The sequence below is a fragment of the Pseudomonas sp. MF08831 genome, assembly GCF_059862645.1.
In genome coordinates this window covers 35,451-48,764 of the sequence record NZ_JCBCUX010000005.1, presented here as the reverse complement: position 1 = coordinate 48,764, position 13,314 = coordinate 35,451, and the positions used below count along the sequence as shown (strand labels likewise).

The 13,314-nt window shown below is 60.9% G+C and carries 13 protein-coding genes and 1 tRNA gene; 8 read left to right on the top strand and 6 right to left on the bottom strand.

The features are described 5' to 3' along the window. Positions 1-13: 13 nt before the first annotated feature. Positions 14-2,107, bottom strand: coding sequence for a type III secretion system export apparatus subunit SctV (gene sctV, locus AC19YS_RS11935; RefSeq protein WP_106578538.1), 2,094 nt, complete (start codon positions 2,105-2,107; stop codon positions 14-16). Next, complete coding sequence (locus AC19YS_RS11930; RefSeq protein WP_169368168.1) at positions 2,104-3,159, bottom strand: TyeA family type III secretion system gatekeeper subunit; 1,056 nt, start codon at positions 3,157-3,159, stop codon at positions 2,104-2,106. The genes sctV and AC19YS_RS11930 overlap by 4 nt, the downstream gene beginning before the upstream one ends. Positions 3,160-3,421: 262 nt before the next feature. Here AC19YS_RS11930 and AC19YS_RS11925 point away from each other — a divergent pair, with 262 nt between their 5' ends. The 7 genes from AC19YS_RS11925 to pgeF all read left to right on the top strand — a co-directional run bounded on the left by AC19YS_RS11925 (position 3,422) and on the right by pgeF (position 9,471). Next, the gene (locus AC19YS_RS11925) at positions 3,422-3,973 is read left to right on the top strand and encodes an RNA polymerase sigma factor (RefSeq protein ID WP_106578536.1); all 552 of its coding nucleotides are present in this window, start codon (positions 3,422-3,424) and stop codon (positions 3,971-3,973) included. 442 nt (positions 3,974-4,415) lie between these two features. Beyond that, positions 4,416-4,492, top strand: a tRNA-Met gene (locus AC19YS_RS11920). Between the two features lie 95 nt (positions 4,493-4,587). Next, complete coding sequence (locus AC19YS_RS11915) at positions 4,588-5,151, top strand: GNAT family N-acetyltransferase (RefSeq protein ID WP_256586983.1); 564 nt, start codon at positions 4,588-4,590, stop codon at positions 5,149-5,151. Further along, a complete protein-coding gene (locus AC19YS_RS11910) occupies positions 5,151-5,984 on the top strand; it encodes an EamA family transporter (RefSeq protein ID WP_500601788.1) in 834 nt (277 codons plus the stop codon). The genes AC19YS_RS11915 and AC19YS_RS11910 overlap by 1 nt, the downstream gene beginning before the upstream one ends. A 95-nt stretch (positions 5,985-6,079) precedes the next feature. Continuing rightward, a complete protein-coding gene (locus tag AC19YS_RS11905) occupies positions 6,080-6,859 on the top strand; it encodes a PhzF family phenazine biosynthesis protein (protein ID WP_106578534.1) in 780 nt (259 codons plus the stop codon). Between the two features lie 36 nt (positions 6,860-6,895). After that, positions 6,896-8,725, top strand: a complete 1,830-nt coding sequence (gene ggt / locus AC19YS_RS11900) for a gamma-glutamyltransferase (RefSeq protein WP_500601787.1) — start codon at positions 6,896-6,898, stop codon at positions 8,723-8,725. Positions 8,726-8,748: 23 nt separating this feature from the next. Next, on the top strand, positions 8,749-9,471 hold the full coding sequence (gene pgeF / locus AC19YS_RS11895; protein ID WP_500601785.1) for a peptidoglycan editing factor PgeF: 723 nt from the start codon (positions 8,749-8,751) through the stop codon (positions 9,469-9,471). Between the two features lie 212 nt (positions 9,472-9,683). Here the strand turns inward: pgeF and ddlA are convergent, their stop codons facing one another. The 4 genes from ddlA to AC19YS_RS11875 form a co-directional block, all read right to left on the bottom strand. Further along, positions 9,684-10,778, bottom strand: coding sequence for a D-alanine--D-alanine ligase (gene ddlA, locus AC19YS_RS11890; protein ID WP_200624315.1), 1,095 nt, complete (start codon positions 10,776-10,778; stop codon positions 9,684-9,686). Between the two features lie 44 nt (positions 10,779-10,822). Further along, on the bottom strand, positions 10,823-11,461 hold the full coding sequence (locus AC19YS_RS11885; protein ID WP_200624314.1) for a LysE family transporter: 639 nt from the start codon (positions 11,459-11,461) through the stop codon (positions 10,823-10,825). Between the two features lie 30 nt (positions 11,462-11,491). Continuing rightward, positions 11,492-11,710, bottom strand: a complete 219-nt coding sequence (locus tag AC19YS_RS11880) for a helix-turn-helix domain-containing protein (RefSeq protein WP_106578529.1) — start codon at positions 11,708-11,710, stop codon at positions 11,492-11,494. 120 nt (positions 11,711-11,830) lie between these two features. Next, positions 11,831-12,274 carry a DUF2975 domain-containing protein gene (locus tag AC19YS_RS11875; protein WP_500601783.1) on the bottom strand — a complete coding sequence of 148 codons (444 nt, stop codon included), beginning with the start codon at positions 12,272-12,274 and terminating at the stop codon, positions 11,831-11,833. A 194-nt stretch (positions 12,275-12,468) separates the two neighbouring features. On the opposite strand from AC19YS_RS11875, the gene AC19YS_RS11870 reads away from it, so the two are divergent. Then, positions 12,469-13,278, top strand: a complete 810-nt coding sequence (locus AC19YS_RS11870) for an AraC family transcriptional regulator (protein ID WP_106578527.1) — start codon at positions 12,469-12,471, stop codon at positions 13,276-13,278. Positions 13,279-13,314 lie beyond the last annotated feature (36 nt).

Here is a 13,314-nt window from a genome sequence, read left to right as displayed (position 1 = left end):
CCCGACTGGAGATTCATGCCAGCGCACCGCGCGCCAGCTCATCCTGGGTCAGATCAAAACGCCCCAGCACTTTCACCTTGGAGGTGCTTCCCAACTCGGCGAAGGACAGCACCGGCACATGGTTGAACTCTTCCAGAAGCAGGGTGCGCAAGGGACTGCGCAGGTCTTGTGCCACCAACATCACACTTTTGCTTTTGGCGCGTAAGGTGAAGGCCTGGTTGAGGAGGTTGATCAACGCGGCGCTGCTTTCGTTATCAAGCGCAAAGAAAACCCCGGTCTGCGTCTGACGCAACGCCTCGCGCAGGATGTTTTCGGTATGGGGCGACAGCAGCCAGGCGTGCAGGCCGTCTTCCTCGCTGTACTGGTGGAAAATCTGCGCCTTGAGGGCAATGCGCGCGTAGTCAGCCAGCGCTTCGGGCTCGCGCTCATGCTGGCCGTACTCGATCAGCGACTCGACAATCAGCCGCACGGCACGCAGTGGCACCCCTTCGCTGGCCAGGCGTTGCAGGACCGCCGAAAACCGCGAGAGCGGCATGATGCGTTGCAGTTCCTGCACGAGCTCCGGCTGGTTGTGCTCAAGCCAACTGAGGATCGATTTACTCTCCTGAATCCCCAGGAACTGCGGCCCGCTGAGCATCATCGCCTGCCTCATGCGCTCAATGATCAGGCTCGTCGCGGTGAAGCGCTCCAGCTGCGGGTCATCGAGCAGCGGATCATCGGGCGCCAACCACAGCCAATCCTGTTCATCGCGGTCGGCCTTGCCCGGTATTGCGTGCTCGGGTTCAACCGCCAGCGCCTTGCGTTCCACGGCCAGATGGTTGACGACCGAGGCCTTGACCATCGGTACTTCGTGCACACAAAAGCGCATTTCATCGGCGGCCAGGGCGTCATCAAGTTCGACTTCAAACGGCGGCAAGGTCAAACCGATATTGGCCACCAGCGTGTTTCGGGCCTGGCGTATCCCATGGATAAGCTCGGTGACCTCAGGGGTTCCGCGCAAAACCGGGGAAAACTGCAGCAAGTACGGTCGCGACGGATCAAACCCGCGCAAGTCTTCATCACCGTTCTGCTCCGGGCGCACGGCGTCAGCCGCTTCGGCGGCCGGCTGTTCTAGTCGTTGACGCTGGCGCATCAAGTAATAACCCAGGCCGCCGGTGACCATCGAAATCAGGATAAACACCAGGGTAGGCATGCCGGGCACCGCAGCAAACGCGAGCATCCCCACCGATGCAATCATCCAACTCTTGGGTTCGCTGGTCATTTGCCGGGCAATTTCGGCGCCCATGTTACTGATACCCTTGCGCCCGTCCGGAGCCACGCGGGTGATGATCATGCCGGCGGTCAGGGAGATCAGCAGCGCCGGAATCTGCGCGATCAGGCCATCACCGATGGTCAGCACCGAATACAGCCGTATCGACTCGGCAGCGCTCAAGTCGTGTTGAAACATGCCCGTGGTGAAGCCACCCAACAGGTTGACCACAACGATGATCAAACCGGCGACGGCATCGCCCTTGACGAATTTCATCGCACCGTCCATGGCACCGAACAGTTGGCTCTCGCGGGACAACTGCTCACGTTTGTCCCGCGCTTGCGTGCCGTCGATCAGCCCGGCACGCAGGTCACTGTCGATGGACATCTGTTTACCCGGCATCGCGTCCAGGCTGAACCGCGCCGCCACCTCGGCGACCCGTTCCGAACCCTTGGTGATGACCAGAAAGTTGACCAGGGTCAGGATCAGAAAGATCACCATCCCCACCGCCAGATTGCCGCCCACGACGAAATTGCCGAAGGCCTCGACGATGTCGCCGGCGTCCTGTTCCAGCAGAATCAAGCGCGTCGTGGCGATCGACAGCGCCAGACGGAACATGGTGGTCAGCAGCAAAATCGATGGGAACGACGAGAACGCCAAGGGGCCTGGCAAATACAGCGCGAGCACGATCAACAGACAGGATATGCAAATGTTCAGCGCGATCAGAATGTCCACCAGCCAGGTGGGCAACGGCACGATAAAAATAAACACGATGCCCAGGATCACCACTGCGCCCAGGACTTCGGCACGTTGGGCCATTTTGAGCAGTACAGCGTTGATGGCTGACAGTGCAGTCACGCCGACGCCCCCAGGTCACCGGCAAACTTGATCGGGCCGCGCTCGATCCGCTCCAGTTCCCCCATCACGGCCAAAAAGCTGTCCAGCGCGCCCTGGCGGGTTCGACTGTCAGGCCACAAGGCCAAAGGCAATTGCCGGACCAGAGGGTAAAGCGCGTTGAGAACAATCACTTGCCGGGGGCTCGGGCCACTGCCCAGATCATGCCCAAGTCGCAGGATTTCGCCCGCATCGATGCCGCTGCCGGCATACCCCAGCAGGCGCTGCAAAAGACTGACGGCGTCGTAGCCGATGCCCAGGCGCTGGATCAACGCGTGGCAACCGGCCAACACGGTGCTCAGTTGCCCACAGCTTTGCAGCGCCAGCAACAAGGTGCGCAAACGCGGCGTGGTCATTGACGAAACCAGAACCGCGATGTCATCAGCCAAGGCTTTACGCATGCTGATGAGCCTGACGGAAAATGTATCGCCGCCGTATACGCCCAACAGCGCCTGCATCATCGTCGCCAGGGATTGGCGCGTGGCCACGCTGGCGTAATAAAGCGCGCGCAGCGCTTGGCGCTCCTGCGGATCACCACCGGCCTCCATCAACGCCGTGGCGAATTTGAGGCCAGCCTGGATCTCCCCTTTAAAGCCCACCGCCAGCATGCCAATAGCATCCCGCGCCAAGGCAGCTTCGGTCGGGCGCACATCATTGTCCGCCTGGGCTTCCAGATGTTTGAGCACCACGTAGGCGCGTGCGGGGTCGCCCTCGGCGAGCTCTACCAGCTTGTCGACACTGGGATGCTGCTGCAATTGGTGCCTGAACCGCCGCGAAATAGTCGCCAGGGACTCCTGAGCAGGATGGCCCAGCTGTTCATAAAGTTGCGCAAGCTGCTCGGTGGGGGGCACACGAATCGACATCGCGCGCTGAGCGCGGTTGTTGGCAATCACTTCCTGGTCGAAGAGCGAAGCAAGCTCATCAACCTTCGCGGGTGCGGGCGTGGAAACAGGCGCAACGGCGGATTGATCCAGGCGCTGGGCAGAGGGCGCATCTTTAGGGGATTCGACTTTCATAAGCATGCCAAGACGGGAAGAGTGTGTCCCTATGTGGCAATGCCTACCGATACGGTTCCATCAGAACGCGGCTATCGAGAGGTTTGACAAGACCGGCACAAACCCTCGGCGCTTTTTGCAAACTACTGCGCAATATCTCTCCATTTCAAGATATTTACCTTTAATAATCAGCTAGTTGCGATCTTTTTCCATTTGGCACACCCAGTGCTAAAGGGGTTTCCATCGAACTTATTTCGATAGCGTCTACCCTGAGGAAAAAAACGTGAATATCCCAATTGAAGCTTTAGCGCACCTGGTTGGCAGCTCGCCTCAATTCATGCTCCAACTGACGGACGACCAACAGAAAAAACTCCGGCGTTTTATTCATAAACGCGTACTCAACCCCGAAGATGCAGACGACATACTGCAACTGACTTACCTGGAAGCCTGGCGCAACAGGGAGCGCTTCAGTGGTCAGGCGAGCCTCAGTACCTGGATGTGCGGGATTGCTCAGAACCTGGTACGCAACCACTTCCGCCGCCTGTACGCCAAGCCTGTGCACTGCGAATTCGATGAGTCGCTGTGGCATGGGCAGGAGGAAACCAAGAACCTGGATTGGCAGTTCGAGATCAACCGCCGACTGGAGAAAACCCTGACCGCCATCGACCACCTGCCCACAGAAATGCGCAAGACGTTGTACGCCTCACTGGAGACCGACGGCAGCTACCAGGACACCGCCGACGTATTGGACATACCCATCGGCACCGTTCGCTCACGCTTGTCACGCGCGCGTGAACACCTCAAGCGCGTCACGCATAACCCGTCGCAACCGTAAGGCCCTCTAGAGGGTAATTGTTGGGCGGCAGGGATATCTGCCCAACCGAATTTTGCTTCTCTCGTCCACGGCGACGCGATCGCCAACCGCCCGAACACCCCATCCCCTACCGACTGCCTCAGCGCCGATAACAACCTCAGCGGCGAAGACGTCCAGCCCTACCTTTCCCACCCGATGCTCAGCGCTTGCGCTACCGTTCTCGACTGCGGCACGCTCTTGCAACGCCACGATCGACGCCGGATGGCATCTGCAGAAAATCACCACGACCGTGAAGGGTCGCTCAATTGAAAGCCCGCGCCCCCACGCGGCCCGACAGGCGGACGAATGACAAGCCACTCGTCGCCAGAGCTGGCGATTCCGGTTAAACAATTGAAAGCGTAGAAAAAATTTCGATAAAAGTGCTTGACGCATTCCCGTTCTACGCGAATAATGCGCGCCACTTGGCTACATAGCTCAGTTGGTTAGAGCATAGCATTCATAATGCTGGGGTCCGGGGTTCAAGTCCCTGTGTAGCCACCAAGTACTAAAAACGGCTTACCGAAAGGTAAGCCGTTTTTTTATGCCTGAATAAAAACCCTCAGGCATACTCGCCCCCAACCACAAGGAGGCGATTGGTGAACACGCACTTCCCCACCCACGGCATTGCCACCGAACGGCTGATACTGCAAGCCGCCCAGCCGTCTCACGCTCGCGCCCTGCACACCTACCTGCTGCAAAACCGCGCTTACCTGCAACCCTGGGAGCCCACACGCGACGATGACTTCTTTGCACTCGACGCCATCACTCAACGCCTCGAAACCATGGCCGAAAAGACCGCCAGCGGCGAAGCGCTGCACCTGCTGATACGGCGCGACGGCCAGATCATCGGCGCCTGCAATTTCACCCATATCGTGCGCGGTGCGTTTCAAGCCTGCCACCTGGGCTATGCGCTGGACGAATCGGCTCAGGGCCAGGGCCTGATGCACGAAGCGCTGAAGGCTGCGATTGCCTATGGGTTCGATGCCATGAAACTGCATCGAATCATGGCCAACTACCGCCCCGAAAATGCACGCAGTGCACGCCTGCTGGAACGGCTGGGGTTTGAGCGCGAGGGTCAAGCGCGGGCCTATCTCAAGATTAACGGCGTGTGGGCGGATCACGTGTTGACGTCGCTGATCAACCACGCAGAGAGCGACTGATGAGCCTCAGCGTATTCGCCATCATCCTTTTGGGCGCCGCGCTCCACGCCACCTGGAACGCCGTGGTCAAAGGCGGCGCCGACAAGCTGTTGACCACCTGCATGATCGCCTCCGTCGCCTCGTTGATCGCGTTGGCCGCCACCCCGTTTCTGCCGCTGCCGGCAAGAGAGAGCTGGCCGTTCATCGGCGCGTCGGTGATTCTCCAAGTGCTGTATTTCGTGCTGGTGGCCTCGACTTACCGCATTGCCGACATGAGCCAGACCTACCCGATCATGCGCGGCACAGCGCCGCTGCTGGTGGCGACGGTCAGCGTGTTTGTGTTGGCCGAGCCGCTCTCGACCTCCGCCTGGCTTGGCATTGCGGTGATCTCACTGGGCATCTTGAGCATGGCCCTGGCGCCTTCTTCAGGGCCAAGAAAAGGCTTGGTTCTGGCGCTGATCAACGCCGGCGTGATCGCCAGCTACACCCTTATCGACGGCTTGGGCGTGCGCAAGTCCGGTGCGCCTGTGGCCTACACGCTGTGGATTTTCCTGCTGACCGGCGTCCCGCTGGCGACGTGGGCGCTAGCTTCGCGGCGCACGCTGTTCTGTGATTACCTCGCGCGTAACTGGCGCTTGGGCGTCGTCGGCGGCGTGGGCACGATCGCCTCGTATGGCCTGGCGCTGTGGGCCATGACCGCAGCCCCCATCGCGACCGTGTCGGCCCTGCGCGAAACGTCGATCCTGTTTGGCGTGGTGATCTCGGCCTGGGTGCTCAAAGAGCGCCTGACCCGCGTGCGCATCCTGGCTGCGTGTGTGATCGCCGCAGGGGCGATGGTGTTGCGCCTGGGATGAGCGAGACTCATGCGCTCAAAAAAACTCCGCATCTGTATTTTGACGCTTTAAAGACCCACTGTTAGTGTCCAGCCTCCCTACTCGGAGTGCCCTCGATGAAACTGGATATCTATCAAGTCGATGCTTTCAGCCAACACCCCTTCGGCGGCAACCCGGCGGCAGTCTGTCCGCTCACCGAGTGGCTGCCCGACGAGCAACTGCAGAATATCGCGGCTGAAAACAACCTCTCCGAAACCGCCTACTTCGTACCCCGTGGCGATTTCTATGAGTTGCGCTGGTTCACCCCGGAGGTCGAAGTGGACCTGTGTGGCCATGCCACGCTGGCCGCAGCCTGGGTGCTGATTCATCAATTGGCGGATGCACCGCACGTCTTGCGCTTTGCCACCCGCAGCGGCGAGCTTCGCGTGACGCGCAATGGCGACGAACTGGCGATGGACTTCCCGGCCAAACAGCCCCAGCGCTGCGAGCCGCCAAGCGGCATGTTGAGCGCATTGGGGATTGAGCATGCCGAGGTGTTTGCCACCGACGACTACCTCGTGCTGGTCGACGACGAAGCTCAAGTAGCCGCCCTGACGCCGGACTTCGCGCGCCTCAAGGGCCTGCCCAAACGCGGGATTGCAGTGACAGCCAAAAGCACGCGGTTTGATTTTGTATCCCGTTGGTTCGGCCCCAACGTGGGTGTCAATGAAGACCCGGTCACAGGTTCGGCGCACACCTCGCTGGCGCCCTTCTGGGCCGAGCGTTTGGGTAAGTCGCAGTTGACCGCCGAACAAGGCGGCAAGCGCCGTGGGCAACTGCGTTGCGAGCTCAAGGACGACCGCGTGATTATCTCCGGCCACGCGGTGCTCTACCTGCAAGGCACGATATACCTGTAAAAAGCCGTAACCCAAGGACAACAGATCATTCTCAAAATGAACGGAGTTCAGCGCGTGTTTTCGATTTCCCGCCGTCAACTGTCAATGATTGCCGCCGCCCTCGCCCTGGCTGGCTGCCATACCGCCGTCAATGAACAACCGCCCGCGCCGGAGCTGGGTTCGGGTTATCGCACCGACCTCACCACCCGCCACGCCGAGCGCCATATGGCCGCCGCCGCCAACCCGCTGGCTGCCGAAGCCGGGCGCGAAATGCTGCGCCAGGGCGGCTCGGCCATCGACGCGGCGATTGCGATGCAGGCCGTGTTGACCCTGGTGGAGCCGCAATCATCCGGCATCGGCGGCGGCGCGTTCATCATGCTGTGGGACGGCAAAACCGTGCACGCGTATGACGGCCGCGAGACGGCGCCCGCGGGAGCTACCGAACGCTTGTTCCTTAAAGCCGACGGCACGCCGATGGCATTTCCCGAGGCGCAGATTGGCGGGCGTTCGGTTGGCACGCCAGGCGTGTTGCGCGCGCTGGAGATGGCACACAAAAAGACCGGCCACCTGCAATGGGCCAAGCTGTTTGAACCGGCGATTCGGCTGTCCGAGCAAGGCTTCGCGATTTCCCCGCGCCTGCACGCGCTGATCGCTGCCGACCGTTACATCGCGCAATCGCCCGAGATGGCGGCGTATTTTCTGAATACCGACGGCACGCCTAAAGCTGCCGGCACGCTGTTGAAAAACCCGGCGTTGGCCAACGTGTTCAAGCGCATCGCCAAGGAAGGTCCGGACGCGTTGTACCAGGGGCCGATTGCCGATGAGATCGCACGCAAGGTCCAGGGCAACCGCAACGCGGGCAGCCTGTCGCAGGCGGACCTCAAGGGCTACACCGCCAAGGAGCGCACGCCGCTGTGCACCGACTACAAGCGCTATCAGGTGTGCGGCATGCCACCGCCGTCGTCGGGCGGGATTGCTGTCGCGCAGATCCTCGGTACGTTGCAGGCATTGGAAACCCGCGACCCGCGCTTGGCCATCGCACCGATGAAGCCGGTCAAAAGCACATCGCCTGCCGGCCTTGAGCCCACACCTGAAGCCGTGCACCTGCTGGCCGAAGCCGGTCGCCTGGCCTTCGCCGACCGTGGGTTGTACGTGGCCGACGCCGACTTCGTGCCGGTGCCGACCGCAGGCCTGATTGCCCCGGACTACCTGGCCAAACGCGCCACACTGATCGGCGACCGCAGCATGGGCATCGCCAAGCCAGGCACGCCTGCGGGCATCCAGGTGGCGTACGCGCCGGACCGCTCGCCCTTGCGCATCTCGACCTCGCAAGTGGTGGCGGTGGATGACCTGGGCGGCGCCGTGTCGATGACCACCACGGTGGAAGCGGCGTTTGGTTCACACGTCATGGTTCAGGGCTTTTTGCTGAACAACCAGATGACTGACTTCTCGTTCATCCCCGAAGAAAACGGCCAGCCGGTGGCCAACCGCGTCGAGCCGGGCAAACGTCCGCGCTCGGCCATGGCGCCGACGCTGGTGTTCGACCGCCAGAGCGGCGAGTTGCTGGCCACCGTCGGATCGCCGGGCGGTTCGCAGATCATCGAGTATGTGAGCAAATCCCTGGTGGCGATGCTCGACTGGAACCTCGACCCGCAAGCGGCCATCAGCTTGCCCAACTTTGGTAGCCGTAACGGCGCCACCGAGCTTGAGGCCGGGATGTTCAGCCCCGAGTTGAAGCAGGCGCTGAGAGACAAAGGCCATGCACTGAGCGAGATTGATATGACCAGCGGCGTGCAGGCCATCGTTCGCACGCCAGACGCCCAGGGTAAGGCGTCGCTGAGCGGCGGCGCCGACCCTCGGCGCGAAGGCGAAGCGGTCGGCGACTGACTTTATTGAGCGGAGAGAGCCCCTTGCAACAGGCAAACAATCTCGGCGCCATCCCCGGCGTCGACCACGGTTTTTGTTCGATCAATGATCCATTGCGGCCGGACGGGGTGTTCATCTGCAAGCAGGTGCACAGTGCTTCGGTGATCCAATGGCAGGCGGAACAGGTGGCCAATACCATTGAGGCAGACGGCGTGTTCACGCACACGTCTGCGCCAATTGCAGTTATCACCGCTGACTGCCTGCCCATTCTTATCGCCGCACACAGTGGTGATCGGGTTGCCGCCGTGCATGGCGGCTGGAAGGGTCTGCAAGGGGGGATCATCGCCAACGCGGTGAAACAATTGGCTGCCGAGGGCATTGCCGTTGACCAGTTGCGGGTGGCGATCGGGCCGTCGATCAAGCCGTGTTGTTATGAAGTGAGCGCCGAGTTTATCGCGCAATTTCAGGCGAGCCAGGGCCACGTGTGGCGTGACGGTCAGGCGCCATGGTGCTTCGAGCAACCGACGCCACGGCTGTCACCGCAGATTGCACCGCCCCACGCGCGGCAAGCGGGAAGTGCGTGGTTCGACTTGAGTGGTTACGGGGTGATGCTGTTGCAAGCGGCGGGCCTTGAGCGTGAGCACATCGACGTCAGCGAGGTGTGCACATATTGCACATCACCAACCTTCGCCAGCTACCGCAGGAGAACTCACCACCCTGAGGAGCCAAAGACGCTGATCTATTCGTGGATCGCCCGCAAATCCTGAAAAGCCCCTGACCCTGCGATGGTTGGCAGGCTCGTTATGGCAAGCAGGCCTGTTGTAGCGAGCGGGCTTGCCCCGCGTTGGGCTGCGCAGCAGCCCCCTCAGACTTACCCTGTGGTCTCAGACAGAAACGAGCAGCCTAATTATGGGGCTGCTGCGCAGCCCAACGCGGGGCCAGCCCGCTCGCCACAGCGTTCGTCCCGCCCCAACGATTATCAGCGGCTGATCTTCAGCCCCTTGCGCCCCGCATGTCGCTCCAGCGCCAACTCAATCAAGCGGCTTACCAACTCGCTGTAACTCATGCCCGCCGCCTGCCACAGCTTGGGGTACATGCTGATGCGGGTGAAGCCGGGCAGTGAGTTGATTTCGTTGATCAGCACTTCGCCGTCGTCGGTGAGGAACACGTCGACTCGCGCCAACCCGGCGCAGCCCAGTACCTCAAACGCTTCAATGGCGAGTTGGCGAATACGCTCACTGGCCTCAAGGCTGATATCAGCCGGCACCACCACTTGGGCGGCCTGGGCGTCGATGTATTTGCTGTCGTAGGAATAGAAACCGCTGCCCACCACGATCTCGCCGCAACCGCTGGCGACAGGGTTGTCGTTGCCCAGCACGGCGCATTCAATTTCACGCCCCTGGACAGCGGACTCCACCAACACTTTTTCATCGAAGCCCAAGGCCAGTTCGACCGCGGCATGGTACTCGGCCTCATTGGTGACTTTACTCACGCCCACCGAGGAACCCTGGTTGGCGGGTTTGACGAACATCGGCAAGCCAAGCTTGTTCACTGCTGTATCAAAAGCGCTGCGCGCCGCGTTGCGACGCGTCAGGGTGATGAACGGGGTAACGGCAATACCGGCATCGCGCAGCAGGCGTTTGCTGATGTCCTTGTCCATGCACACCGCCGAGCCCAGCACGTCGGAGCCCACGAAAGGCAGGTCCGCCATGCGCAGCAGGCCTTGCAGGCAGCCGTCTTCGCCAAGGGTGCCGTGGACGATAGGGAAGATCACATCGATGTGTTCGAGCAGACTTTGCCCGGAGGTTTCCACCACTTGCTGGCTGGTCTTGCCCGGCACCACCGCCAGTTCGCGGTTGGACTGGTTGAGAGCGATCAGGGCCGGGTTTTCCTGGTTGATCAGGAAGTTCGAGGTTTCGTTCAGGTGCCAGTGGCCGGCCTTGTCGATGCCGATCAGAACCGGCTCGAAGCGCGAGCGGTCCAGTGCATCGACGATGTTGCGCGCCGACTGCAGCGAGACCTCGTGCTCGGCCGAACGGCCACCAAAAATAATACCTACCCGCACCTTGCTCATGACTCGGCCTCACTGTTGAAAGTAAGGCTTCTTACCATGAGCGGTCAGCGATTCGCTACCAGATGTGCGCCGAACAACAGGTAGCACCCACCGGCAAACCGGTCGAGCCACTTGCGTGAACGGCTGTAGAGATTGGCCATGCGCTCGCTGGAAAACACCAGGGCTACGCTGGTGTACCAACTGAATGACAAGGTGGCCATGGTAATCACCGCCAGGGCCAACAATGTCGGCGACGGTGAAGGCGGCATGGTCGAAGCGAAGGCCGTGGCGACGAACAGCGCGGCCTTGGGGTTGGACAAGTTGCCCAGCAGACCGAAGCGCCAGGCAAAGAACAGCGAGCGCGTGGGTTCGTCGGGCAACACTGTCTGGCTCGCGGTTGGCGCCGAACGCTTGAACAGTTTCAGCCCCAGGTAGATCAGGTAGCAGCCACCGATGATCTTGAATGCCAGATAGAGCATGGGCGCCGCAGTGAACAGCGACTTGATGCCCAAACCGCCCGCCAGCCCCCAGATCACCGTGCCCGTGGCCACTCCGGCAGACGCCACCACGCCATGCCGACGCGAACAGCTCGCCGCCAGTTGGGCAGTATTGAAGAAGTTCGGCCCCGGCGTCACCACCGCGACGGCCCAAAGCAGCCCCAGCGACAACAACGGCGCGACATACGGCAGGTCGGAGAACAGCATGGGGCGATCCCTCTTGGTAAATGGTTAAACCTATTCGCCCGCAGGTTCAGGCGTGTGCACCAGCAGGTCGCCAGGCTGGCAGTCCAGGTAGGCACAGATCGCATCCAGCGTACCCAGCCGTATGCCCTTGACCTTGCCTTGTTTGAGCAACGACAGGTTCTGTTCGGTAATCCCGATGGCGGCTGCCAGGTCTTTGGATTTGACCTTGCGCCGGGCAAGCATAACGTCCAGTTCAATCACAATGGGCATTTCGATCTCAAACAAAAGTGCGGTTTTCAGAATCCACTTCGCTGGCCTGCCACAGGATACGCGCGATTACTGCGATACAGGCAGCGAGAAACAACGCGACGAAGCTCGGCGGGGTCAGACTCAAGGTGAAAAATCGCTGGCCCAACGGCTCGTCGAGACCCAAAGGCCCAGCAACGGCTCGCATACAAAGTCCAGCAGTACCCACAGGGCAACGGCGCGACCGACTTTGCCCAGGTGCTGCGCCGCCGCGCTGGAGAAATACTCGCCCCGCGCGTAGTTGCGAAACAGCTGGCGCAGATGGTTCAAGCCCGACACCAAGGCCACCAGCGGGATGCTGGAAAGAACAATCCCGCCGAGTTTTTGCCACCACGGGAGCAGCGCGATTTGCACGCCGCTGTCCTGAATCCGGTCACTCAAGGAAAAGCTGAGGCCCAGGCCATCGGCGGAAGAACCCAGCACCGGAAACAGCCAGACGCCAGTGTTGAGCACCAGCATGACGACAATCAGCAAGAGCGTAAGCAGCGACATGTGCTGGCTGAGTTGAGCCAGACGTTGGGTATTCATAAGCAACCTCGATCAATGAGTGAGGCCGCAAAAATAATAGATAATTATCGTAAAACAATCATTTATTAACCCAGATCAACATTTACGCTGGCGAATACCTCCTCTCAAGCACGCACAATCGTTCAAGACCTCGACAGACACGGCACGCCAGACTGGGTTAACGTGTTTCCCACCTCTATTTGTGACAAGTCACCATGGGCCAACCCACTTCCACCCTCGATTGGTTGCACCGCGCCCCACACGCCAGCGGCCTGGACCGTATCGAAGCGTATTTTGCCGGCTTTGCATTCGACCCGCATCGCCATGACACCTACGCCATCGGGCGCACCTTGTTTGGCGTGCAGAGCTACCACTACCGTGGCTGCATGACCCACAGCCTGCCCGGCACGACCATGGTGATTCACCCCGACGAATCCCATGACGGCCGCGCCAGCAGCGTGGAAGGCTTCAAGTACCGCATGATTTATGTGGAGCCGGCGCTGATCCAGCAGATTCTCGGCGGCCGGCCGTTGCCGTTTATCCACAACGGCTTGTCGACTGACCCACGGCTGTTCCGCGCCAGCGAGGTGTTGCTGCAAAGCCTGGACTGCCCGATTGACCCGATGCAGGAACAGGACGCGCTGTACGACCTGGCGCAAGCCCTGAGCGCGGCTTCGGGGGTGATCATCAGCCGTAAATCCTTCGATTACGTCGCCGCCGAGCGCGCGCGGGAATTTATCCACAGCGCCTTGGGCCGCAGCATCACCCTGGATGAAATGGCCGACCATTGCGGCCGTGATCGGTGGGCGCTGTCGCGGGATTTTCGCTTGTTGTTCGGCACCAGTCCCTATCGGTACCTGACCATGCGACGGTTGGACCTGGTGCGCGGCTTGCTGGCCCAGGGCCAATCGCTGGTGGACGCGGCGCTGACCGCCGGTTTCACCGACCAGAGCCATATGACTCGACAGTTTCGCAGCACCTACGGCATGCCGCCGTCGCGCTGGGTGAAGATGCTCGGGCGCTGAAATGCCCAACTTGAAATACGATCAAAATGTGGGAGC